The sequence below is a fragment of the Chitinophaga sp. Hz27 genome (genome assembly GCF_042263525.1).
Taxonomy (GTDB): Bacteria; Bacteroidota; Bacteroidia; order Chitinophagales; family Chitinophagaceae; genus Chitinophaga.
Window position 1 is genome coordinate 353,366 of sequence record NZ_JBHKFJ010000007.1, and the last position, 23,967, is coordinate 377,332.

Here is a 23,967-nt window from a genome sequence, read left to right on the forward strand (position 1 = left end):
TATTCTATTTCTCCGGCAAAAGCTTATCTATTATAAGCATAAAAAAAGGCTGACCAAAAGTAGGTCAGCCTATGGATTATACAGTGGTCATCACAGTTAACCTTTACCTGCAATCAATTTGTTTAAAACATTCACTATTTCTTCTTTTTGAGAAAAATCCAGGTTGGCTGCTATAAAACCGCGATGGTCAATAATCATCACGTGCGGGATGCTGGTAATGCTAAACAGCGGTGTAACTCCCTCTTTGGGAGATAATCCGCCAGGGGTGATTACCTGTTTCCATTCCATTTTTTGCGCAGCCAGTGCATCTTTCCATTTCTTATCATCTTCATCGATAGATACGCTCACAAATACTACACCTTGATCCTTGAAGTTATTGTAATGCTCACGCATTTTGGGGATATAGGCCAGGCAAGGCGCGCACCAGGATGCCCAGAAATCCATGACAACGATCTTACCCGCGAAATCCTTCATTGAAATGGGTTTTCCGGAAGGATCCGTCATCTTGAAATCTTTCATTTCCTTGCCCGCACCTACGCGCTCGTAGTTGAGTAACTTAGTTTTTAGCTGTTTGCCATAATAGGAGTCCTTTGCTGCCGCTGGCAACAAATTGTAAACCTCTGTTGTATTAACGTAATTAAATGCCAGCAAGCGTGCTATAAACGGCGCTACCAATGTATTCGGATGCGCCTTGAAATAATCTCTTGCAGAGAGTTCACTCTTCTGCCATCTGCAATACTCTGCATTGGCAACGCCGCCTTTCAGGCTATCCGCAGCAATGGTGGCAAAATTCCCTTCGATTGAATAGCTTGTATTTTCCAGGAAGACAATGAAGGTTTTGGTACTGATTTTAAGCAACACCGGCTGCGGATGATCAAGCTTTCCACTATAGGTAAATTCACCGTTTTCGATTTTGACTTTCGGTGACAGGAGCGAATTTATTTCTCCATCGGGCCCGTCTTCTCTCAAAGTTATGCTTACACTACCACTGATTATTCCATTCACTTTCCCTTTGATGACAAATCCATCTTCAGCTAAGCTCACCAATGGCGCCAGTATGCACACTACAAGTCTGAGTAAATATTTCATGTAGTAAAGATTTATTTATTTTGAAGCAGCGGAGTTTTTCGTAGTCGTGCCAAAGATCTCTGCCATTTTTTTATCGAGTTCAGCATCAAACAGATTTTTAGCTATCACCTTTCCATCTGGGCCTATGAGGACGTTCTGCGGAATAGCGGCAATGCCATAAGCAACGGCAGCAGGCTCGCTCCAGCCTTTCAGTGAAGAAACGTTTATCCATGACAGTTGGTGTTTCTCAATGCCATGCAACCAGCCATCACGTTTGGAATCCAGGGAGATGCCCAGCATTTCAAACTGCGTACTTTTATATTTTTCGTGCATGGATTTAAGATAAGGCACCTGCGCAACGCATGGCGCACACCAGCTGGCCCAGAAATCTATAAACAGGTATTTACCTTTAAAATCAGCCAGGGAAATTACTTTACCGTCTACATCCGGAATAGTGAATGCCGGGGCAGCCTCACCCACTTTAAGGTTATGTGGCACACCTGGTACGTCGGCGCCATCATCTCCAATTTTAAGGCTCATCGGACTTGGATCAACCTTGCCGGGATGCAGGTAACGCTGCATAATACGGCTATTCACCGCATGTTCTCCAAGTGTACCAAGGATAGAATCTCTTTCCTTTTTCCCTTGAATATAACAGGTAAGTAAATAACCGGTGACGCCAGAATTACTGTGTTTTTTTATCCATTCTTTAAAGAAGGTATCTCGAACGACTGAACGCTCTGTCGCCTCTTTCAGGTAGATATCTGCTTTATCTTCATCTCCCACTTCCATTGCTTTATGATAAAGTGCTTCCAGGTCTTCATCTCTCTTACCATCAGCAAATGCCGGGTTGATTTTTCTATCTATCTCCTGCCATTCAGCTACCCACGGAGATCCGGTATACTTTGCATCGTTGAAATCCTTACCTTTTATTTGCATGTTGCCCTCTTCCAGGTAAAAAATATTCATTAAACTATCTTGCGCATTCCCAATTTGAATAATATAGATACTTCCACCTTTGGGCATAGCCATACTAAACTTAAACTGATGATTTTTTACAATACAGGTATCTGATTCCCCTGAATATGGTTCGTAAAGCAAGGCCTTCTTACCATCAGCAGCCTTATCCAGCTTACCCGTGATTACTACTGCTTTTTGTGCATAGGCAGCAATACCACTTATACTCAGTACCAGTGTCAAAAACTTCTTAATCATTTATTATTTTTTTAGGAAGATGATCGATATTATTGTTGTGAACGAAATCTATTTTTTTGATTCATTGACCATATCTGTTAATATGTTTAAAGTTTCTGCGAGATAAACATCTTTCTTCAATCGTTCCAGCATGTCACTATATCCTTTGGATACCTCATTCATAGGGGATTTAAACGCTGGATTCAGGTTGCGGTATAAAGCCGGCGACACATTTAACCAATTGGGCGTTGATAATTCTCTGTTAGCCAGGATTTCTTTATTATACTTATTCATTAGCTTATACTGCTCACAAAAAGCGGTGTATGCTAAAGACATTGGTTGATCAGGAAGCGAATTCAGTTGTTGAGAATAATTCTCGATATTTTTGAATGCTGTATTTTGTTTAACTCTTTCTCTTGCTTGTGCTACTATTTTATCATAGTTAAAAGGAAAAGATAAACGCTCGAATGATGTCAGCATAACAGAATCAAATGCTAGTGCGGAAGGATAATCCTTTTCCATTATCGCCTGAAAACTAATTCTGTTTTGCATTACAACATCTGGTGTAACCCCCTTTAACTGCGTGGCATTTCCGGTAACCCTGTAAAACTTCTCCACGGTCAATCGCATGTTACCATAGTTTACATCCTTGGTACCGAGGGCAGGGTCGCCCATTCTGCCAACATTGAGTGTTTGTTGTGCGGTACCTTTTCCAAAGGAAGAGGAAGGCCCCACGATGATAGCGCGGTTACGGTCCTGCATGACAGCTGCAAATATTTCAGAAGCGGAAGCACTGTTCTCATCAATCATTACAGTGAGTGGTCCTTCATACAACGCATTGCAGCTACTCATCGCATAACTGTCTATTTTATCTTTACTTCGTAACCAGGATACCGGCCCTCCTGGCAAAAATGCCACAGACATTTTTACTACCTGATCGAGTGCACCACCACCATTTCCACGGAGGTCCATTATCATCCCATCTACTTCCTGTTCTTTGAGTTTGGCCACCTCTTTCAAAACATCAGCCGCAGATCCATTACCTTGTCCGCCTGATTGGTCCATATAAAAAATCGGGAGATAGATATAACCGAATTTCTTCCCATGTTGCTCTATTATAGCGCTCTTAGCACGGTTCTCCACATCATTTACCTGTTCCCGTTTAACCGTTACCGTTCTTGCGGTTTCTCCAGGTTGTTGCAACATCAGCCTAACGTCTGTATCTTTTTCTCCGCGGATCATATTAGAAACATCCGTAGATTCAAGCCCACTAACATTTTGCATTTGTCCTTTATCATCTGAGATAGCCAGGATATTATCATTCTCTTTTACTACACCGCTCTTGAAGGCCGCCCCGCCAGGCAACAGACGTTTTACAAAATAGTCGGCGTCTTTTAGTCCCAGCTCCATTCCCAACCCGTAATACATTTTGTTCAACTGCTGATTGAGTTTATCATCCTTAGGCCCCGCGAAATAAGTATGTGGATCTATCTCTATCATAGCTACCGACATGTATTGTGTAAACAGCTCATTCGAATAGTTCGCTGCGAGTGCCTTTTTAAAAAACAGGTCGTTCATCTTCCGTGTTTTCTCTCTGGCCTTTATCTCCAACGCGGAATCCATCCTGCTCGTTTGTTCAGCTGATTTTCCAGTGGCCGCCAACAGTTCCTGGTAGTTGCTAAGCGTGGTATATTTAAGTCTCTTACGCCAGATATCTTCCCGCTCCTGCAAAGTAGCCGGAGCAGGAAGTTTTTTTCTGTTTAGAATGACTGATTCTTTTATCGTATAGTCGAATGGGTTAGCCAGCAATTTTTTATACAGATCATTGCACTCCTTCAGCCGTTGGTTATAAATGGTAACGGTCGCATCAAAAAAGGCTGTCTGCCCATCGTTAAAATCTTCATCAATGGATTGTTTATATTTAGCAAGACTATCCAGGTCTTTCTGCAGAAAAACATTTCTGTTTATATCGAGTGCCTGCATAAAACTGCTCCATACTGCCTCACTGTATGCATTATCAATTGCCCTCGGCTGGAAATGCATTTTCTTTACTTTGGCAATAGTAGCTGCTACGGTACCTTTTCTGAAAGCCGGTAACTCTGCCTGGTTGGATGGTATCTGTGCATGGGCTGATATACCTGTCAGGGTAGCTCCCATGAGCAACAGCCATTTATTTCTCTCAAAAATTTTCATATTATCTTAAATATTTTAAAGAAGGTCTTCCTATTTAACCTACTGCTCTTCACCGATTGCTTGTAAGTCAACGCCGATGCTATTGAAGTAATTAACGACAGTAGCATATTTCTTTTTGATGAGTCCTTTGGTATCTACTTTTGGATCGAATATACCTGCGGTGGTTTCCGCCTGCGAATGACTGGCGATATACTCTACATACCCCAGAAAATCCACCATCATGTTGCTGATTTGCCCTGGCAATATTGGTTCTATAATTCCAAAGGAATATTGTGTAGAGGCAATCATCGCATTATAATCTGGCGGACACAAAGCCACAAATGAAGGGGGAATTGTCAATGCAAGCCCTTTAAATGCTCTGTCAAAGTAATTCCGGTGAAGACTTCCTCTGATTTTTTTTAATTCAGCCGAACTTTTAGATAGCAAGGTGCTATCTGCCCAACCTATGCAGAGCATACTTCTTGTATTGGCAAATCCATTTGCATTACGTTTATTACCTGCACCTATATACGCTGCCAGCAAAACCTTTATAGGCAAAGTTTTTCTCAATAATGAATCCGGGTATCTGTTCAACACCTGCGTCTTAAAAAGATCAAGTACCGCAGGGATATACGCTGGATTTGCAGCAAAAGCACTGTCGGATAATTTGTCGATATAATTGTAAGCATAATCTACCTGTGAAAATTTATACAGGATATAGGTATCATACTTTTTATATATAGAAACGATCGTATCGTCGTACGCTGCTGTTCCCTGAGGAATTTTGTATAGTGGTCCTGCCGGGGTGGCCGTCAGGTCTTCTTTTTTGTTACACGCAGTCAGTAAAACAACCGCTGTCAGAATATAAAATATTTTCATAACCAGTATTATTGAAGATTATTCTGCTTTTCTCAATCCTGAGATAGTCGGGTTTGGTGTTAATGCAGGGTTTCTTGTCATAGCACTCTGCGGTATGGACATGATATACTGCGGATCGCGGCGTTGCAACTTATAATATTCGGTAACGCCTGCAGCAGGCAGGTAAGCATGTGTGATAGATGGCATGCCATATCTTCTCAGATCAAACCAGCGGTGACATTCTTCTACATATAGCTCCCTCCGTCTCTCCGCTCTGCAGCTATCCAGCATTTCACTTGCAGGCAATAATGTCCATGGTTTAAAGTCTGCCGGCATAAACCTGCCCTGCCGCAGCGTGTTCAAAGCCTGGAGACCTTTACTACCCGCTGGTCCATCTCCCTTCGTACGATACAACTGTATGTAAGCCTCCGCCATATTCAGATAGGCTTCTGCACTTCTCCAGGTATTTGTGAGACCATTATCAGAATTTAACCCACCTGTCATATTTTTCTGGGAGGAATAATCAAAGGCAAAAATAGATTTCAATTCATCCGGCGTCTGCTGAATAGCTATCTGAGATCTCAAATCAGCTGGCTCAAAACAATTTGCCAGATCATGCGAAATATTATAGCAAGTACCGTATGGCTGCAGGCTTTGCTCATTTACATTTCCATAACACCATATGGTTTCTATATTAGCTCTTCCTGTTAAGGGCTTGGTGAATATATCGTCTATCCCAATCCATTCATTGTAATTCATCAATTGAGGATGGTCTCTGATAACCACCGCTGCATGGCCGATTGCCTGATCCCATTTTTCTTCATAGAGATATACTCTGCTCGCCAGGAGATGAGCTGCCAGGTAGGAGATCCTGTAGTCTTCTACTTTACTTTTATGTAACTCCATCAGATATATGGCACTATCCAGATCCTTTTCGACCTGCTCATAGACTTCTTTCACGGTACTCCTTGCCAGGTATTGATCCGATAAATTGGCTGATAATCTCAACGGAATACCCGGGCTCTTTTCGGGAGTAGTAGTAGAATCGTTATAGGGCCTGCCATATATATTTACGAGCATAAAATGATAAAATGCCCTTAACGTATAGGCCTCCCCTTTATATTGGTCTTTCTCTGCCTGTGTACCGATTGATTTATCAAGGTACTGCAATGCAACGTTAGCGCCCAGCAATACCCTGTAATACGCCTCCCAGGTGTCTACAGTCGGATATCCTTTTGAAGGGGCAGTGTTATCGAAATTGGGTTGCCATTGATAGAAATCGCGTGCAGTGCCTGCCTCGCCTGCTATAAAGGGAGCAAAATAACATTGCACATCATCGGTCAGATAAACCATCCATGGTTGCAGGAGCTGACTTCCTACCGGATATCCTTCCGTATAGAGGATCTCTCCAAAGTCGGCCGCGGTTTTAGGGATAACCTCTGTCTGTGAATATTCCCGCAGGAACTTTTTACACGACATTAAACTTAAAGTTCCCAGAAGTAGCAATATCAGTTTCTTCATACTGAAGGATTAAATATTTTGTTAAAATGTCGCGTTTAATGAAAAGGCATATTGTCTCATCCTTGGCAGTGCAGAGCTTCCAACACCGTCAATTTCAGGGTCCTGACCATGCAGCTGCTTGTTAGCAATGGTGAATACATTATTTACTGAGAAACCAGCAGAAGCCCCTTTTATGTAATATTTCGCCAGCAAAGATGCCGGGATACCGTAATTGATATTGATTGCATTACAGCGGAGATAATCATTGCGCACCACTCTTATATCCGATAAATTATATGCTGTATAAGGATTAACCTTATTGGTTAATGGTAATCCCTGAGCATCCGTCGTAGCATATGGCACAATTATAAAGTCTTCATACGGTACCATACCCATCATTGCCGGAACATTGGTATGTTGCTCATCACCAGGTTTTCTCCAGCGATTAAAATAATCGCGTGTCACATTGGTATAAGGTGCAGGAAGAACGCCTACCTCCATTGCCTTCAGGTAAGGATCATTCAGACGTTTGCTACTGCCAAGACTAACATAGAAAGCTGCACTGATAGAAAAAGATTTGTAAGTGAAACTAGGCGTGATACTACCTGAGAATTTAGGAAAGGTCTGTCCGGAATACACTAGAAATGAATCCGGGATACTAGTTTTAGCCTGGTTCATTTTATCAAAAGTTGGCAATCCGGTATTATGATCTAAGCCTTTGAATATATAGGAATAGAACCCTGATACCGCCTTGCCTGCAAGGTGTCCGGTTCCGGTAAACAGGTAAGCATAGTTACTGAGATAGGCCTGATCAGATACACGGTTAATAACCTTACCAGCGATAAAACTCATCGAAAATCTGGTATACTTTCTTCTGATAATAGTAGCATTAACTGAAACATCCACGCCACTATTGAATAAGTCGCTGCCATTTCTGTACATCATCCGTCTCCCGTATTCCAGTGGAATATCTATATTATCCAATACGTCTACGGTTTTTTTCCGGAAGTAATCAACTGATAATGTCAGGCGTCCATCCAGCAAGAATGCGTTCGTACCAAAGTTCCACTGCCCGGTTTTTTCCCAGCGCAGATTAGGGTATGGTAATGTTTTGATACGCAGATATGGGACATTGGTATAGGTATCCCCCATTCCATTTGCCGCATATGTGGCAATGAGCTCAGGCCCCACAGCACTTACCACATTCCCTTGTGTTCCATAAGATACGGTGAATCCCAGATCGCTGATAACAGCACCAACCGGGAACCACTTTTCTGCTGCGGCGTTCCAACGCCCGGAAATACTGTAGTTAGGTAAAAATTTTCCGTTGGAATATTGACCGAATCGGTTAGATCCATCGCTTCTGATCGTTCCACTAAAAATATAGCGGTTCATCAAATTATATGCTGCCGTGCCTAATACTGAAACGGTGTTTTGCAGATCATTCATAATAGTAGTATTACTTATCTGCTTCCTGGATACATCCGCAGGAAAGAACGCCTTACCTCTGTCAGGAAAATAACCAGGCTGTGTGGAATAGATGCTGTTACTTTTAAGGCTGCTTATTTCATTAGCAATAGAAAAATTGACCTGGTCCCTGTTATTAAATACACTGGTGCTATAATCCAATGTATTGACCATCCTCAACGTTCTGCTGGCAGAGGTGATCATATCAGCAATACCGCCATAAGGAATGGGTGAACTGAGAAAAAATTGACTCTTGCTGTCAGGAGTCTCTCCATAATTCCACCCTCTCATATTGGCAATGTAATAGGACTTGTCATCAGCCGCAGACATGCCACTGGCATTATTAATGATAGCACTCGAATTGTGACGGAACAACCAACCGTGGCCAATCTTATATTCTAACTGCACATTCATGCTGGTTGAATTGGAAGTGCTGGTATTTTCTGTATGCGTTATTTCATTAAGGATATTAAAATTCAAAGCATTTAACTGCTTCCTGATATCAAGGTAGCCATAGGAATCGCCATTGACTGAACTTCTCATTGGATAAAAAGCGTCTGGACTGTATCCCCTGTTGGTTTGCAAAGCATATCCCAATGGATTAGCCGACCTGTAATAACCGGTAGAATTACTGTAGTTACTGTTGAGCGTAACATCCAAAGTCAGCCGCTTACTCAAACGCGAATGAAGATTGACATTTCCACCATACATTTTCTTATTATCATTGGTAGCAGATCCGTAAAAATTAGCATAGTTCAATGAGGCATAATAAGTGGTTTTATCATTTCCCCCGCTTACACTCAATGAATGCTGCATACTCAGCTGACTTCTGAAAAGAAGCTTAAACCAATCCGTATTGCGGGTTTCCATGGCTGCCACTTTTTGATTAAAGGTCGCCTCATCAATATTCCTTGCATATAAATCCTGCAGCAAGCCTTCATAGGAAATGTTTTCTTTTACACCAGTCGTTATACCACTATTTACAATTCCATCTTCTTGCATCTCCTTGGAAAATTCCAAACGCTCTTTTGAATTCATCAAATTCAATCTATTGTAAGAGGGCCGACCCGTATAACTTATATTGGTATTATATGTCACTTGCATAGGCCCCGATTTACCACGTTTGGTAGTCACCACGATTACGCCATTCGCCGCGCTGGTTCCATAAATGGCAGTAGCCGCAGCATCTTTCAGTACAGTGATACTTTCAATATCGTAGGGATTCAATCCGCTTATTGCGTTTCCCATCAATTCAAAATTCGATTGAGAAGCACTGCTGATCATATTGTTTAATACCGCTGAAGAAATGTCTACCGGGTCAGGACGGATCATCCCATCTATCACCCATAGTGGCTGGGCATTTCCCAGTAATGTGGACGTTCCACGCAAACGGATGGTAGGTTTTCCATTCACACTACCCGTGGTATTTATGATCATCATACCAGGCACTTTTCCCTGCAACATCTGATCTACACTGGTAACTCCAGGTTGTATGATATCTGCTGCCTTTAATTTGAACACAGAACCCGTCGCCATACGTGGATCTATTTTCTGATAACCATTCACCACCACCTCTTTGATTTCCCTGGCAATGGTATCCATTTTAAAATCGATTAGTCCTTCAACACCAGCCTTTACATTATATACCAGCGACTTCATACCAATCCTGGAAAAGATGATTTCTTCATTAGGATAAGGCACCATAGTAAAAAGGCCGTCGGGCTGCGTTACCGTCATTAACTTAGATTCACTGGCCCGGATACTCACGCCAGATAAGGGATTACCACTTGGATCAGTAACCCTTCCAATCAAAACAACTGCTGTTTTTCTCTGCTGGCTTTCCTTCAGTATATTGGTGGCCGACGTTGACTCCTTCTCATAGATGGTAATACCACCTGTAGGATCTACCTCATATACCAGATTTGTATTGGATAATATTTTCTTTAACAACTCCCCTAATGAAATATCTTTTACATCAATAGTTACAGGAGGTTGATGACTGATCAGCTCTGTGTTGTAAGTGAGCTTTAATTTAGTTTTTAAGCGCAGTTCCTTCAAGGCCTTACCCATAGGCAGGTTATTCACCTTATAGGAAAACTTTTGCGATAAGAAAATCTGGTTGGTTTGTGCAAAGATTGTAGTTCCCTGTAGTAACAGGAAGATAAACAGAATAGGTAAGCAATAGGCATACAAAGCCCGCCCCTTCCGTAAGAAGGACATGCCAATAATTTTACGCATTTAGTCTGGTATTTAGATTTTTCTAAACAACTATCCGTTGTAGTGAATTCGAGCTGTATTTATGCCAGCACGTGTTTTATGGTTGATATAATACTGTAACGGTTTTATCTTTTATCTGAAATCTGATCTTATGATCACTCTGCGTGATTTTGTTTAATACATCCTGTAATACAGGTGTCCTTGTCATATTCAGTGTAAATTTATTTTTCGATGTCAAAGGATTTTCAAAACGAAAATCATAATCATAACTTCTCGCTAAAATGGTGGTGATGTCCTGTAACGTAGCATCCTCAAAAAACAACTCTCCATCTTTCCAGGCAGTATAAGCACTTACTTCTACCCACTGCGTTCCAATATCGCCGCGCGTTCCACTGTAAACGGCCTGTTGGCCAGGCTCCAGTAATACAACGCCCGTTTTTTTCTCTACCGCTATTCTGCCACTTTCCAGCGTAGCCACCACATTATTCGTATAGTTGTTTACGTTAAAAGCGGTTCCTAAAACCTTCATATCCACATCACCTGCATGTACGATAAAAGGATGATTTTTATCAGCAGCCACATCGAAATAAGCCTCTCCTTTAATATATACATCTCTGGTATTTTTCTGAAAGGCCGCAGGATAAATCAGACGTGAACCGGCGTTTAACCAAACCTTGGTTCCATCTGCCAGACGTAGGGAAAACTGCATCCCACGTGGAATATCAAGCGTATCAATACTGGCAGCTGTTTCATTATTATCCGCTTCATATACAATGGCTGATTGAGCGGCAACTACTTTCGCCGTGCTACTTTGCAGCACTTGCGTATCTTTATCGATGGTAATTACCTTACCATTTCCGAGCTTCAGCTGCACCTTTCCGGATGGCAGCTGATCTGCCAGCTGCACTTTGGTATGTGTATATTTTGAAGATGATAATATCCACCATCCTGCTCCTATCATCAGCAGCACAGCTGCCGCTACTTTCAGCAGACTAAATATTTTCGCTCTCTTCTGTTGACGTTGTTGTTCAAATAACGCCCAGCCATCTTCAAGAGAGAATTGATCAGCTCCCAGCCTTGCCTGCATTTCCTTTGCAGTTGCCAGCAGCTCCAACTCCTCCTGCGTAAGACTTCCCGGTATACGATTCTCTTCCATCGCATCCAGTATCTTATCCCAATCTATCCCCAATTCATTATCCTTATCATTCATATATTAAATCATTGATAAGATGATTACTAAAGTGGTCAACTTAGCCATCCAGCCGCATTCCTTTCGTAAAAACTGTAAAGAGAGTTTGATCTGCGTTTTTACAGTATTGATAGAGATATCCAGTGCCGCTGCTACCTCTTTATATTTCATACCATCGCGGGTACTCATCAGAAAAATCCGCCTGCGCTGCTCCGGCAACTTCGACACAGCAGCCCATAAAGCCGCATTACGGCGCTCTTCCTCATCCAAATCTGCCGAAGGAAACTTGTGCAATAGATGCTCCATCACATGCGTTTCCTGCAGTGTCATTTTATCCGACTGTTTTATATAATTCAGCGAAGCATTTCTGATAGCCTTCAAAGCATAGCTTCTGAAGTCGTGTGTCAGCTGGATAATATCCCGTTTATTCCAGCAATAGAGAAAGAAGTCCTGCACTATATCCCTGGCAGCTTCTGCATCGTTCACTACATAAAAAGCGGCTGTGCATAGGAATCGATAATGAAGCCTGAACTGTTCCTCAAAAGAAACCGCTTCACCTGTATTTGGTTGATACATAATCCATTTTCCACCTCTGTTTATATGGCCACAAAGTAGAAATAAATCCTGGTTAATTTCTATCATCAGCTTTTCCTGCTTTATGCATGATTGAAATAGTTACCACTTACTATCTCATTAAAATAGTTATTACACATGACTCCTGGCTATAGCTTCCTAAGGCTCGCTACTGATTTAAAACCCTCATTTGGCGCTGACCGATGCTATAGGCAACGAAATGGTAAAAAAGGGTGAAGGCAAATCATTATTTTTTTAAAAATTTTTTGTTAACGAGGTAAAACAGAAATTTTGGGAGAGAATTGTATCAGTATATAATAAAAAAGAGCAGGTCAAAATGAATGACCTGCTCTTTTTTATCACTATAAGGATATCTTACTTCAGATATAAGTCGAAATAATCAGTAATCTTCTGCATCAGATGTACCCTATCTTTTCCAAGTACATTATGTAAATGTCCCGGATATACGAAATAATCCACCTGCGTACCCGTATCCACACAGGATTTCAGGAATTTGATAGAATGTTGCCATACCACTACATCATCGTTGGTACCATGAATTAACATCAGGTGTCCTTTCAGATTTTTGGTTTTTGTCAGCAGATTATTATCCGCATAGCCTTGTGGATTTTCCTGCGGCGTATCCATATAACGCTCTGTATACATTACCTCATACATGCTCCAGTCGATCACCGGACCACCTGCTACCGCCACCTTGAACACATCCGGATGACGCAGCATCAGTGAAGTGGTCATGAAGCCACCAAAGCTCCAGCCGTGCACGCCCATTTTGTCGGCATTAACGTACGGTAAAGATTTCAGGTAAGCCACACCTTGCAACTGATCATTCATTTCCATTGTTCCTAACTGGCGGAAAGTAGCCTGTTCAAAAGCCATTCCTCTGTTTGAACTACCACGACCATCCATAGTAAATACGATATAGCCATGTTGTGCCATGTATTCATACCAGAGGTTTCCACTGGCAGGATAAGTGTTTTTGATCAGCTGTACATTCGGGCCATTGTAGAGATACACAATTACCGGGTATTTTTTGCTGGCGTCAAAATCTGTAGGCAGAATCAGTTTGCCGTAAAGTGGTGTGCCATCATCTGCTTTCAGCGTTACATTCTTAATCTCAGGGCGCTTGAAGGCTTTGAGAGGATCTGCGCTTTCGATAAGGGTTTGTTTGAACTTACTTTTAACACCCAGGATTTGCGCTACAGCAGGCACATTCGCAGAACTGTAGGTATCCAACAAATAGTTACCATCTGTGCTCACCTGTGATTCATGCCAACCGGCGGCATCGTCGATACGGCGCATGGCAGCGGTTTTCAGGTTCACGGCATACAGATGTTTCTCCATAGGACTTTCCTTGGCAGTGCTAACGATCACCTCATTAGCAGCCTGGAAACCCAGTATATCATTCACTACCCAATCGCCTTTGGTCAGCTGGCGCTGTAATTGGCCATTTGTGTTGTAGAGATATAAGTGCGTATAGCCGTCCCTGTCAGAATACCAGATAAACTGATCATTTTTTCCAGGAACAAAAGTAAGCGCATGACTAGGATGCACATATTTAGGATCTGTTTCTTCGAACAATGTTTTTACCAGTTCACCGGTAGTAGCACTATATTGATTTAACCAGAGATGATTTTGCTCACGGTTTAATATGGCGATATATACAGATTGCTGATCAGGCGCCCAGGTAACACAGGTTAGGTAATGATCTGCAGGCAGGCCTGTTTTCAGGAATACTGTTTTTTGTGTAGATGGTTGGTAAACGCCCAGTGTTACTTCATGAGAAGTACCGCCAGCCATTGGATATTTAATAAGATTTGCTTTCGCAGGTGTAACAGACCAATCGATGATGGGATAATCGTTCACCATGCGCTGGTCCATACGGTAGAATGCCAGCAGGTCGCCGTTTGGAGAGAAGAAGATGCCACCGTTGATACCAAATTCATCACGGTGTACACTTTTACCATTTACGATATTGATATCGTTGTCGTTGGTGATTGTCTGTGTCTGACCATCTGCTGTGCGTAGATAGAGATTATTATTAACGGTCCAGGCGATCTGGCGGGTTTTATTATTTACACTTATATTTTCAGCGCCGGCAGGCAGTTCGCACCAGCTGGCAGCAGTCCATTTGCCATCTTTCTGGGTAACGGTATAAAGTTGGGTTCCTAAGGCAAACCAGGCATTGGAGCTGTTGGCCCAATGTAATGTAGGCAGATTGCTAAGTGTTCTTGAGCCGGAAAGTTGCTGATTCAGGGTAGCGGCGGTAAGCAGGGTATCGGCTTTCATGGACGGAAGGCTGTACTTAACCCAGGCGCTGGAACCGTTGCCAGTGATCATCCTGGTATAAGCTTGTTCGCCGGGCACCCATTCAAACAGTTTAAGTCTTTCAGGGGCCAGCTCCATGCGAAGCCCGTTGGTAGCTTCCGACATGGTGTACATCCGTTGCTGGGCATAGGTATGCTGCCAGGCACTCATCACACATCCAGTCAAAAGCACTAGGAACGCTTTTTTCATCCTTTTTACAGTTTTAGGATGCGAATGTAACCAAAACGGCCCTGTTTACCAGCGCAAAATCAGGTCACTTGCCAGTTGCGTTGCATCCATTCCTGTTCTTCCGGAAGGAGATAGTCGGCACGTTTCTCTTTTATCCAGGAAAAGGTTTTCCGTACCTCGGCTTTTGCAGTCCTAAATTTCCAGAGATATTCCAGGCCTAACATCAAATCTGTAAAGCCGCTTTTCACCGCGTCTATATTGAGATGGGGCACATTAGTGCGTTTTTTTGATAAAAGGTCTGTCACCCTGTTAATCACGGCCTGGATAGCATTTTCGTCGCCATATTTATAAATGGCTTCCATGGCCTCCGTTTTGAGTTGCCCCCGCATCAGGTTGCGGGTATAGAACATCACTTCTTTCTCTCTTTCTATATCAGCAATGGTGGCAAATGCCATACTACGGATATCCTGCCTGGAATGCTCCAGCAACTTTCTAAGGGCAGTCAGACTCTTACGGGAGGCAATCTTATGTAAAAGAAGGGTTATATAATATATATCATACTCATTTACAGTCCGTTGCAATAATTGCAACGCCCATTCTTCTACAGCAGGGTTTTTCGTCTGCCGAAGCGCCAGCAGCGCTGATCTTCTTACATTCACATTACTGCTGAGGGTATTATTGAGTAGAGGCTGGATGTTGATATATCCGGGCACAGGTAATCCTCTTTCCAAATCCTGCTGAATACCGGTAACCATATCTGCATCTTGTTCTATACGAAGGCGATCTATTAGGAATCTTACTACTTCAGGCTCGTTGGTATTGCGGGCTAACTGTGCAATGATATAACCTGCAGCCCGGCGTTTTTCTTTATCAGGTTCATTTTCAATGTACTGATATAAAGTAGGAATATAGGCGTGGTTGGCCAGTTGTTCTGCCTCCCTGAGTGCCTGCCAGCTGATGGTCTGAGAATCGTGAAGCTGATCTGAGCGGTCGCATATCCTGTTGATTAGGTTTGTTAAATAATCCATCGCTATAGATTTTTGATCTGCTACCTTAACATTTTCAAGAACCATACCAACATGGATGTATCAGCTTAATTGTATAGTTGGCCCTCTCCGATTAACAGTTTTATACTACATTTGCGACTGTATTTTTGGATTGGTTTCGATATAAAGCTCAGTACATACAGATGCACATATTACTCAAAAACGTAAAGATTTTAGCGCCTTCTTCTCCCTTCCACGGGCAGCAAAAAGACATTTCCATTCAAAATGGCGTCATCCATCAGATCGCTGATCACCTGGAAGATAGCCATGCCACTGTAATTTCAGGCGACAACCTGCATGTTTCTGCGGGCTGGATGGATATTTTCTCTCATTTCTGCGACCCAGGCCAGGAGCATAAAGAAGATCTGCTCAGCGGTATCCAGGCAGCGGCCAAAGGTGGTTACACTACTGTGATGGTAGTACCTAACACCCAACCAGCCCTGCATACCAAACCACAAATCGAATACGTAATTAGTAAGTCGCGCCATAGCCTTGTAAACGTACTCCCGATTGGCGCCGCCACCAAAAATCTGGAAGGCGCTGGCATCGCAGAAATGTATGAAATGCATGAAGCAGGGGCTGTCGCATTCTCCGACGGCTGGAAACCAATACAGTCTCCCGGCCTGCTCCTAAAAGCGCTACAGTATATTAAAGCCTTCAACGGTACGCTGATCCAGCTGCCAGATGATACCAGCATTTCCGCTCATGGCCTGATGAACGAGGGTATCTACTCTACCCGCCTCGGTATGCCAGGAAAACCTGCGCTCGCCGAAGAACTCATCATCCAGCGTGATCTTGAACTGGCAAAATACACCGATTCCCGCCTCCATATAACGGGCATCTCTACACGTAAATCTGTAGAACTCATTGCCAGAGCCAAAGCAGATGGTATCAAGGTAACCTGCTCCGTAGCGCCTTACCATCTCTCCCTGACAGATGCGTCGCTCATGGACTATGATTCCAATTTTAAAGTAAATCCTCCACTGCGCACCGCGGATGATGTCAAAGCACTGCAGGATGCCGTGAAAGACGGTATCATCGACTGCTTCGCCACCCACCATCTGCCACAGGACTGGGACGCTAAAGTGCTGGAGTTTGAATATGCAAAAAATGGTATGATCGGCCTGGAAAGTACCTTCGGCGTGTTACGTAAACACCTGCCGGAAGTACCACTTGAACAGTTGCTGACCATGCTCACAGATAAACCTCGTCAGATCTTCGGTATTACCCTCCCGGCCATCCAGGAAGGCGCCGTAGCCAATATGACCATTTTCAATCCTGACCAGGAATGGACATTTACAGAAGCGGATATTGCTTCCAGGTCCAAAAATTCAGCGTATATTGGAGCTGCCCTGAAAGGTAAACCTGTAGCTATAGTGAATAACGGGCAAGTAACTAGTAAGTAAGTCATTTATTCCTACATCTAAATAAACTTTGTTGCTATGTCAAACAAAAACCATATTGCTTACGGCGTTGCCGCTGCTTTGATCCAGTTTGTACTCTCCCTGGGCTTCTATTTTGCAAAATTGAACCAGGAAAAATGGACCGGTTATGTGAGCCTCGCTGTACTCGTTGTCGCAGTTATTCTTTCTTGCCAGGATTATGGTAAGAAGAATCCAGGCCAGACTTTCGGTAGCATTTTTGCCAATGGCTTCAAAACAACCGCTGTTATTACTGTCATCGGCATCTTGCTGAGCATAGTTTTCCTGGCTATTTTCCCGGATGTAAAAGAACAAGCGATGGAAGCTGCACGTAAACAAATGGAAGCTGACCATAGGTTAACAGAAGACCAGATTGATACAGCGCTTGAACTAACCAAAAAAATGTTCTATCCGCTGGTAATCGGTGTTGCGCTCTTCGGTAACCTTATTGCTGGTTTAATCGCTTCACTGATTGGCGCAGGAATTGCACCAAAAGCGCAACAAGGCCGGCCACAATAAAACCATCAGCCGACCGCAATAATATCAAGGAGAAAAATAATGAAGTTGAACATATCCGTCATCGTTCCTTTAAAAAACGAAGAAGAATCATTACCAGAGCTGGCAGCCTGGATAGACCGTGTCATGCAAGCCAATAACTATTCCTACGAAGTATGGATGGTAGATGATGGCAGCACCGACAACTCCTGGCAGGTAATCCAGCAACTCGGTACCGAAAACCCTAGCATCAAAGGCATCAAATTCCAACGTAACTACGGCAAGTCAGCAGCCCTCAACGAAGGCTTTGCCGCCGCTCAAGGTGATGTAGTCATCACCATGGACGCCGACCTGCAAGATAGTCCGGACGAAATCCCCGAACTCTACAAAATGATTGTAGAAGACGGCTACGACCTCGTCAGCGGATGGAAAAAGAAACGCTATGATAACGCCGTTACCAAAAACCTTCCCTCCAAACTCTATAACTACACCACCACACGTATGAGTGGCGTAAAACTGCACGATATGAACTGCGGCCTCAAATCTTACCGCAAAAAAGTCGTGAAGTCCATAGAAGTTTACGGGGAGATGCACCGCTATATCCCTGTAATCGCCAAATGGAACGGATTTCGTAACATCGGCGAGAAAGTAGTGGAACACCGCGCTCGTAAATATGGTACCAGCAAATTTGGCCTGGAACGCTTTGTAAATGGCTTCCTCGACCTGGCAACCATCATGTTTATCAGCAAATTTGGTAAAAGGCCCATGCACTTCTTTGGCGCCCTGGGCTCCCTGTTTTTCTTCCTGGGTTTTATTATCGCCGGATATCTCAGCCTCGCTAAAATTTTCTACGATAAATATAACATGACAGACAGACCTATCTTCTTCCTCGCCCTGTTGAGCATGATCATAGGTTCACAACTGTTTCTCACCGGATTTATCGGAGAACTGGTAACAAGAAACGCCAGCGAACGTAATCACTACCTCGTAGAGGAAAGAATGAACAACGCTAAATAATGCCACACGGCCACCATTAAGGCCGCGAACGATTTATACAATGGCTCAGAAAAAGAAAATATTGATTGTCGGCACAGCCTACCCTTTCCGGGGTGGGCTGGCTGCTTATAACGAACGCCTCGCCGAAGAATTGCAGCAGGAAGGCCACGACGTGGAAATATTCACGTTCACCGTCCAATATCCTGAATTCCTCTTTCCCGGCAAAAGCCAATACTCCACTGATCCAGCACCAAGCCATCTTCGTATCAAACGATTGGTTAACTCTGTTAACCCGCTGAACTGGATCAAAGTAGGTCGCAGGATCCGGAAAATGAACCCGGATTATATCCTCGTGAAATTCTGGCTGCCCATCATGGGCCCTGCCTTTGGTACCCTACTCCGCATAGGAAAGAAAAAAGGGCATACCAAAGTGATTTCTATCCTGGATAATGTTGTTCCACACGAAAAACGCCCCGGCGATATTCCTTTCACAAAATATTTTCTCAAACCCGTAGATGCATTCATCGCTATGAGCCAATCTGTGCTCAACGATCTCCGCGTGTTTGAACCAACAAAACCTGCTTCCCTCATCCCCCATCCTATCTACGATAACTATGGGGAACATATCTCCAAAGAAACTGCCAGGGCTAACCTTGGACTACAGCAAGACAAAAAATATGTCCTTTTCTTTGGTTTTATCCGCGCTTATAAAGGCCTGGACCTCTTCCTCAAAGCCATGGCTGATGAGCGCATGAAGGACATGAACGTACATGCTATCGTAGCCGGAGAATATTATGAAGATCCAGCCCCTTACCAGCAACTGCTGGAAGAACTGCAACTGGGCAACCGTGTGCTCATGCACACCGACTTCATTCCTACGGAAGCTGTTAAAAATTACTTCTGTGCCGCCGACCTGGTAGTACAACCCTACAAGAGTGCCACCCAGAGCGGTATTTCACAGATAGCCTACCATTTCAATAAACCTATGGTGGTCACAAAAGTAGGTGGACTCACAGAAATGGTGCCCGACGGTATAGTAGGTTTTCAGGCGGATCCCGAGCCACAAAGCATCGCCGCCGCCATCGGGAAATACTACACCGACCATCGCGAAACAGATATGACAGAGGCTGTGAAGAAAGAAAAATTACAGTATTCCTGGCACCGCCTCGCCACAGAAATTCATAAATTAGCCGACGAAATTTAAACACAAATATCTAAACCCATTCCTGGCGTGATTTACAGAAGTAAAGCTCCTCTACGTATAGGCCTTGCCGGTGGCGGCACCGACGTAAGTCCTTATTCAGACTTATACGGCGGCGCTATCCTCAATGCTACCATCTCTTTATATGCCCGCGCTTCCATTGAACCGCTGACAGAGAATAAAGTTATTTTTGAATCTGCTGACAGAAGAGAATCCCTCTCTTACGACGCCGTATATCCCTTACCGTTAGATGGTAAGCTCGACATACTCAAAGGTGTTGTAAACCGTATCTTCCAGGATTACGGCAAACTACCGTCCGGATTCAGACTCACCACCTACGTAGATGCACCTCCAGGCTCAGGTCTCGGTACCTCCTCCACACTGGTAGTAGCCGTACTTGGCGCATTCGCAGAATGGCTCAAACTCCCACTGGGTGAGTACGACATGGCACATCTGGCATACTCCATCGAAAGAGAAGACCTTAAACAGGCTGGCGGTAAGCAAGACCAATACGCCGCCACCTTTGGGGGGGTCAACTTCATGGAATTCTACTCCGGCGATAAAGTGATCGTAAACCCACTCCGCATTAAAGACGTTTACCTACATGAATTAGAAAATAACCTCGTGCTCTTCTATACCAGCACCAGCCGCTTATCTTCTACCATCATCTCTGAACAACAGAAAAACGTAAACGAGAAAAAAGACGATAGCATTGCTGCCATGCATCACCTGAAAGAACAGGCAGTAATGATGAAAGAAGCCCTGCTCAGAGGTACCATCGATAAAATCGGTGATATCCTCGACTATGGCTTCGAACAGAAAAAGAAAATGGCCCACGGTATCTCCAACCCCCAACTGGACGAAATCTATGATGCTGCTCGTAAAGCAGGGGCCAGCGGAGGAAAAATCTCCGGCGCAGGTGGCGGCGGTTTCATGATTTTCTACTGCCCGAAAAATACCAGATTCGCCGTAGTAGACGCCCTCAATAAATTCGGAGGAGATGTTAAACGTTACCATTTTACCAATAATGGTGTTCAAACCTGGAGCATCTAACTTAACTTTAGCAGATGAAGCAAGAAATAGCGAATAGATTGAAAGCCAGCATTTCCGTGAAAGAGGCAATATGCCAGGACGAACAATTGCTGGAAACCATACACCAGGTGGCCGAAACAATCACCAACAGCCTGAAAGCTGACCATAAAATTCTTTTCTGTGGCAACGGCGGCAGCGCCGCTGATGCACAACACCTCGCTGCAGAGTTCTCCGGCCGGTTTTATAAAGACCGTACACCACTCTACGCAGAAGCATTACACTGCAACTCCTCCTATATGACCGCTGTAGGTAATGACTACGGCTACGATCAGGTATACGCCCGTATCCTCCGCGGTATCGGTCGTCCCGGCGACGTACTCATAGGCATCTCCACTTCCGGCAATTCCGGTAATATCCTCGAAGCCATGAAAGTGGCCAAAGAACAAGGTATGATCGTAGTAAGCATGACTGGACAAACAGGCGGAAAAATGAAAGAAGGAAGTGATTTCCTCCTCAATATGCCATCCACCGATACGCCACGTATCCAGGAAGCACATATCACCGTCGGACATATCATCTGCGAAATAGTTGAAAATAACCTCTTTTCATGACGCCAACTGAATGTATTGTGCTGGCAGGAGGCTTGGGAACAAGACTTCGTGATGCAGTAGCAGACAAGCCCAAATGTATGGCGCCCGTTGGCGACCAGCCTTTTCTCTATTTTCTCCTGCAATATCTCCACCGGCAAGGAATTACGCATGTAATTCTCTCTCTTGGATATATGGCAGAACAAGTGATAGAATGGTGCAATAACAATCCTCAGCCTGTTCGTATCTCCTTTGCCACAGAACCAGAACCCCTGGGAACTGGTGGTGGTATCATGTACGCATTAGATAAAGTAGAAGGAGATAATATTTTTATCGTTAATGGAGATACCTATTTCGATGTCAATCTGCCTGGGTTAAACAGCGTCCATACTAGCCACCATAGCAATTTATCCCTGGCATTGAAGCCAATGACGATGTTCGACCGATACGGTACTGTAGCCATCAACAATAAGGGGCAAATTTTCGAGTTCCGCGAAAAACGATTCACAGTGGATATGAGTTTGATCAACGGAGGCATCTACATAACCAGCGCCAGCTTCCTGAAAAGCCTTGGCCTACCCCTGAAATTCTCCTTCGAGAAAGAAGTACTGGAACCTTTGGCAGCATCAAAACAACTATACGGTTTTGTCAGTGATGCTTACTTCATTGACATCGGTATTCCTGACGATTACTATGCGTTCGTAAATAAGTACGAGCAATAAATCTGTTATCAGTATTATGACTTTATTCCTTGACAGAGACGGTGTTATCAACGATGAAATAAAAGACGGATACGTACTAAACTGGGACATGTTCCACTTCAGCGACGGCGTTCTGGAAGCCATGCCTCTCCTAACAAAAGCATTCGATCGTATTATTATCGTTACCAATCAACGTTGCATTGGCCGCGGACTCCTTACTCACAGTGGCCTGGAGGGCATTCACTCCAAAATGATGGTGGAGATTCAGAAAGCCGGTGGTCACATAGATAAAATCTTCTATTGTCCTGAAGTCAACAATGATAGTCCCTGCCGTAAACCACAAACTGGCATGGCCTATATGGCACAGATGGAATATCCCGATATTTCATTTACCGATGCAGCAATCGTAGGAAACTCCATGAGTGATATGCAGTTTGGGAGAAACCTGGGCATGAAAACTGTTTTCATCGCTTCCACGCATCCTGAAATCACCCTGCCTCATCCGCTGATAGACGAACGCTTTGATACCCTGCTCGATTATGCCAGGGCCATACAATAAATTAAGCGCATAACCGTATAATAAGTATGGTAAAAAAACTGATTTTATTCTTGCTGCTTAGCAGCGCTACCTATACCAGTCAGGCGCAAAGCCGCGTTCCGGCTACAACACCCGGAGTACCAGCACTGGAGCCCGCGGCCCGTACCAGCCTTAAACATTACCAGGACACCCTGAAAAAGCTTAGCCAGGAGATATTCCTTGGCAAAGGAGATGAAGGCCGCCAGCATGCCTGCGATGAGTTTATTCCCATACTGGTGAAAGCCCTGAAAAACAAGCATTCTTTCCGCTTTCCTTTCGACTCACTGCGCACCATATCGATACAGTACCCGAAAGATAGCAGCTTCCGTATTTTCTCCTGGGCACTCGAACGTGAAAATGGCTTCTATCGCCACTTTGGCGCTATTCAAATGAATACTCCAGACGGACAATTAAAACTGTTTCCGCTCTTCGATGCCTCCGATTACATGACCAACACAGACACTATCACCGATAATAAATACTGGTATGGTTGCCTCTATTATCATATTGAGCAGCGCCATTATTTTAACCAGGAATTTTATACCCTCTTTGGATGGGACGCTAATAACCCACGCAGCCAGAAAAAAATCGTGGACATGCTGACATTCAAAGATGGGAAACCTGTATTCGGCGGGCCGTATTTCAGCTTTGCACAAGACAGTACGCCCAAACCTGGTAAAAACCGCTTTATACTCGAATACAAAAAGGAAAGTACCATTAGCCTGAACTTCCAGCCAGAAAAGGACATGATTATCTACGATCACCTGGTATCAGAATCCAATGAGCCGGAAAAAAAACACACCATGGTATCCGATATGGATTATGAAGGCTTCAAATGGATGATGGGAAAATGGATGCATGTAGATAAAATCTTCCACGATGCCATCCCTATGGGCAAAGGAGCACCCGTTCCGATGCCAATGGACGTGAAAAAGAAAAGCATGACCAATCCGCAGAGCTATGAGGAAGCAACAGGCACTGGTACTGCTGCACCAGCTCCTACTCCGCAAAAAAAGAAAACGACTAAGTCATAAATTATCTGTTCAATAAAAAATCCCCAATGACTTCAGTCATTGGGGATTTTTTATTGTTCTTTCCGTCTGTTTCACAGGCAGAAATTATGCTGAAGAAACAAAATACAAGCCTTTGCCTCTCTGCG

At 43.8% G+C, this 23,967-nt stretch carries 19 protein-coding genes; 9 read left to right on the forward strand and 10 right to left on the reverse strand.

Annotated features, from left to right (window positions below; genetic code table 11):
- Positions 1-96: 96 nt before the first annotated feature.
- From ACE38W_RS18475 to ACE38W_RS18520, 10 genes are all read right to left on the reverse strand, one after another.
- Positions 97-1,089, reverse strand: a complete 993-nt coding sequence (locus ACE38W_RS18475) for a redoxin domain-containing protein (protein ID WP_375833003.1) — start codon at positions 1,087-1,089, stop codon at positions 97-99.
- A 15-nt stretch (positions 1,090-1,104) separates the two neighbouring features.
- Positions 1,105-2,283: a redoxin domain-containing protein gene (locus ACE38W_RS18480; RefSeq protein WP_375833005.1), complete on the reverse strand. Its 1,179-nt coding sequence runs from the start codon at positions 2,281-2,283 to the stop codon at positions 1,105-1,107.
- A gap of 48 nt (positions 2,284-2,331) precedes the next feature.
- Positions 2,332-4,455, reverse strand: coding sequence for a carboxy terminal-processing peptidase (locus tag ACE38W_RS18485; RefSeq protein ID WP_375833007.1), 2,124 nt, complete (start codon positions 4,453-4,455; stop codon positions 2,332-2,334).
- Positions 4,456-4,494: 39 nt separating this feature from the next.
- Positions 4,495-5,313: a hypothetical protein gene (locus ACE38W_RS18490; protein ID WP_375833009.1), complete on the reverse strand. Its 819-nt coding sequence runs from the start codon at positions 5,311-5,313 to the stop codon at positions 4,495-4,497.
- A gap of 18 nt (positions 5,314-5,331) precedes the next feature.
- Positions 5,332-6,813 carry a RagB/SusD family nutrient uptake outer membrane protein gene (locus ACE38W_RS18495; RefSeq protein ID WP_375833011.1) on the reverse strand — a complete coding sequence of 494 codons (1,482 nt, stop codon included), beginning with the start codon at positions 6,811-6,813 and terminating at the stop codon, positions 5,332-5,334.
- Between the two features lie 21 nt (positions 6,814-6,834).
- A complete protein-coding gene (locus ACE38W_RS18500; RefSeq protein WP_375833013.1) occupies positions 6,835-10,497 on the reverse strand; it encodes a SusC/RagA family TonB-linked outer membrane protein in 3,663 nt (1,220 codons plus the stop codon).
- 76 nt (positions 10,498-10,573) lie between these two features.
- Complete coding sequence (locus ACE38W_RS18505; protein WP_375833015.1) at positions 10,574-11,686, reverse strand: FecR family protein; 1,113 nt, start codon at positions 11,684-11,686, stop codon at positions 10,574-10,576.
- 3 nt (positions 11,687-11,689) lie between these two features.
- Complete coding sequence (locus tag ACE38W_RS18510) at positions 11,690-12,241, reverse strand: RNA polymerase sigma-70 factor (protein WP_375833017.1); 552 nt, start codon at positions 12,239-12,241, stop codon at positions 11,690-11,692.
- 372 nt (positions 12,242-12,613) lie between these two features.
- A complete protein-coding gene (locus ACE38W_RS18515; protein WP_375833019.1) occupies positions 12,614-14,773 on the reverse strand; it encodes a DPP IV N-terminal domain-containing protein in 2,160 nt (719 codons plus the stop codon).
- A gap of 59 nt (positions 14,774-14,832) precedes the next feature.
- Positions 14,833-15,780: a HEAT repeat domain-containing protein gene (locus ACE38W_RS18520; protein WP_375833021.1), complete on the reverse strand. Its 948-nt coding sequence runs from the start codon at positions 15,778-15,780 to the stop codon at positions 14,833-14,835.
- Between the two features lie 161 nt (positions 15,781-15,941).
- Between ACE38W_RS18520 and ACE38W_RS18525 the strand changes: the two genes are divergently transcribed.
- The 9 genes from ACE38W_RS18525 to ACE38W_RS18565 are packed head-to-tail and all read left to right on the forward strand — an operon-like array spanning position 15,942 to position 23,842.
- Positions 15,942-17,204, forward strand: coding sequence for a dihydroorotase family protein (locus ACE38W_RS18525; RefSeq protein ID WP_375833024.1), 1,263 nt, complete (start codon positions 15,942-15,944; stop codon positions 17,202-17,204).
- Between the two features lie 36 nt (positions 17,205-17,240).
- Complete coding sequence (locus tag ACE38W_RS18530) at positions 17,241-17,738, forward strand: DUF4199 domain-containing protein (protein ID WP_375833026.1); 498 nt, start codon at positions 17,241-17,243, stop codon at positions 17,736-17,738.
- A 39-nt stretch (positions 17,739-17,777) separates the two neighbouring features.
- A complete protein-coding gene (locus tag ACE38W_RS18535) occupies positions 17,778-18,731 on the forward strand; it encodes a glycosyltransferase family 2 protein (protein ID WP_375833029.1) in 954 nt (317 codons plus the stop codon).
- 40 nt (positions 18,732-18,771) lie between these two features.
- Positions 18,772-19,914: a glycosyltransferase gene (locus ACE38W_RS18540; protein ID WP_375833032.1), complete on the forward strand. Its 1,143-nt coding sequence runs from the start codon at positions 18,772-18,774 to the stop codon at positions 19,912-19,914.
- Between the two features lie 27 nt (positions 19,915-19,941).
- Positions 19,942-20,964 carry a dehydrogenase gene (locus ACE38W_RS18545; RefSeq protein WP_375833034.1) on the forward strand — a complete coding sequence of 341 codons (1,023 nt, stop codon included), beginning with the start codon at positions 19,942-19,944 and terminating at the stop codon, positions 20,962-20,964.
- Positions 20,965-20,978: 14 nt separating this feature from the next.
- Positions 20,979-21,554 (forward strand): SIS domain-containing protein, encoded by a 576-nt coding sequence (locus ACE38W_RS18550; RefSeq protein ID WP_375833037.1) that lies wholly within the window; start codon positions 20,979-20,981, stop codon positions 21,552-21,554.
- On the forward strand, positions 21,551-22,252 hold the full coding sequence (locus ACE38W_RS18555) for a nucleotidyltransferase family protein (RefSeq protein WP_375833040.1): 702 nt from the start codon (positions 21,551-21,553) through the stop codon (positions 22,250-22,252). Before ACE38W_RS18550 ends, ACE38W_RS18555 begins: the two co-directional genes overlap by 4 nt.
- 16 nt (positions 22,253-22,268) lie before the next feature.
- Positions 22,269-22,790 (forward strand): D-glycero-alpha-D-manno-heptose-1,7-bisphosphate 7-phosphatase, encoded by a 522-nt coding sequence (locus tag ACE38W_RS18560; RefSeq protein WP_375833043.1) that lies wholly within the window; start codon positions 22,269-22,271, stop codon positions 22,788-22,790.
- Between the two features lie 26 nt (positions 22,791-22,816).
- The gene (locus tag ACE38W_RS18565; RefSeq protein WP_375833046.1) at positions 22,817-23,842 is read left to right on the forward strand and encodes a hypothetical protein; all 1,026 of its coding nucleotides are present in this window, start codon (positions 22,817-22,819) and stop codon (positions 23,840-23,842) included.
- Positions 23,843-23,967 lie beyond the last annotated feature (125 nt).

Coding starts and splice junctions, on each gene's coding strand:
- ACE38W_RS18540 (WP_375833032.1), top strand. CDS start 18,772: ATGGCTCAGAAAAAGAAAATATTGATTGTCGGCACAGCCTACCCTTTC.
- ACE38W_RS18515 (WP_375833019.1), bottom strand. CDS start 14,773: ATGAAAAAAGCGTTCCTAGTGCTTTTGACTGGATGTGTGATGAGTGCC.
- ACE38W_RS18475 (WP_375833003.1), bottom strand. CDS start 1,089: ATGAAATATTTACTCAGACTTGTAGTGTGCATACTGGCGCCATTGGTG.
- ACE38W_RS18565 (WP_375833046.1), top strand. CDS start 22,817: ATGGTAAAAAAACTGATTTTATTCTTGCTGCTTAGCAGCGCTACCTAT.
- ACE38W_RS18505 (WP_375833015.1), bottom strand. CDS start 11,686: ATGAATGATAAGGATAATGAATTGGGGATAGATTGGGATAAGATACTG.
- ACE38W_RS18525 (WP_375833024.1), top strand. CDS start 15,942: ATGCACATATTACTCAAAAACGTAAAGATTTTAGCGCCTTCTTCTCCC.
- ACE38W_RS18490 (WP_375833009.1), bottom strand. CDS start 5,313: ATGAAAATATTTTATATTCTGACAGCGGTTGTTTTACTGACTGCGTGT.
- ACE38W_RS18555 (WP_375833040.1), top strand. CDS start 21,551: ATGACGCCAACTGAATGTATTGTGCTGGCAGGAGGCTTGGGAACAAGA.
- ACE38W_RS18495 (WP_375833011.1), bottom strand. CDS start 6,813: ATGAAGAAACTGATATTGCTACTTCTGGGAACTTTAAGTTTAATGTCG.
- ACE38W_RS18500 (WP_375833013.1), bottom strand. CDS start 10,497: ATGCGTAAAATTATTGGCATGTCCTTCTTACGGAAGGGGCGGGCTTTG.
- ACE38W_RS18550 (WP_375833037.1), top strand. CDS start 20,979: ATGAAGCAAGAAATAGCGAATAGATTGAAAGCCAGCATTTCCGTGAAA.
- ACE38W_RS18560 (WP_375833043.1), top strand. CDS start 22,269: ATGACTTTATTCCTTGACAGAGACGGTGTTATCAACGATGAAATAAAA.
- ACE38W_RS18510 (WP_375833017.1), bottom strand. CDS start 12,241: ATGTATCAACCAAATACAGGTGAAGCGGTTTCTTTTGAGGAACAGTTC.
- ACE38W_RS18480 (WP_375833005.1), bottom strand. CDS start 2,283: ATGATTAAGAAGTTTTTGACACTGGTACTGAGTATAAGTGGTATTGCT.
- ACE38W_RS18530 (WP_375833026.1), top strand. CDS start 17,241: ATGTCAAACAAAAACCATATTGCTTACGGCGTTGCCGCTGCTTTGATC.
- ACE38W_RS18485 (WP_375833007.1), bottom strand. CDS start 4,455: ATGAAAATTTTTGAGAGAAATAAATGGCTGTTGCTCATGGGAGCTACC.
- ACE38W_RS18520 (WP_375833021.1), bottom strand. CDS start 15,780: ATGGATTATTTAACAAACCTAATCAACAGGATATGCGACCGCTCAGAT.
- ACE38W_RS18535 (WP_375833029.1), top strand. CDS start 17,778: ATGAAGTTGAACATATCCGTCATCGTTCCTTTAAAAAACGAAGAAGAA.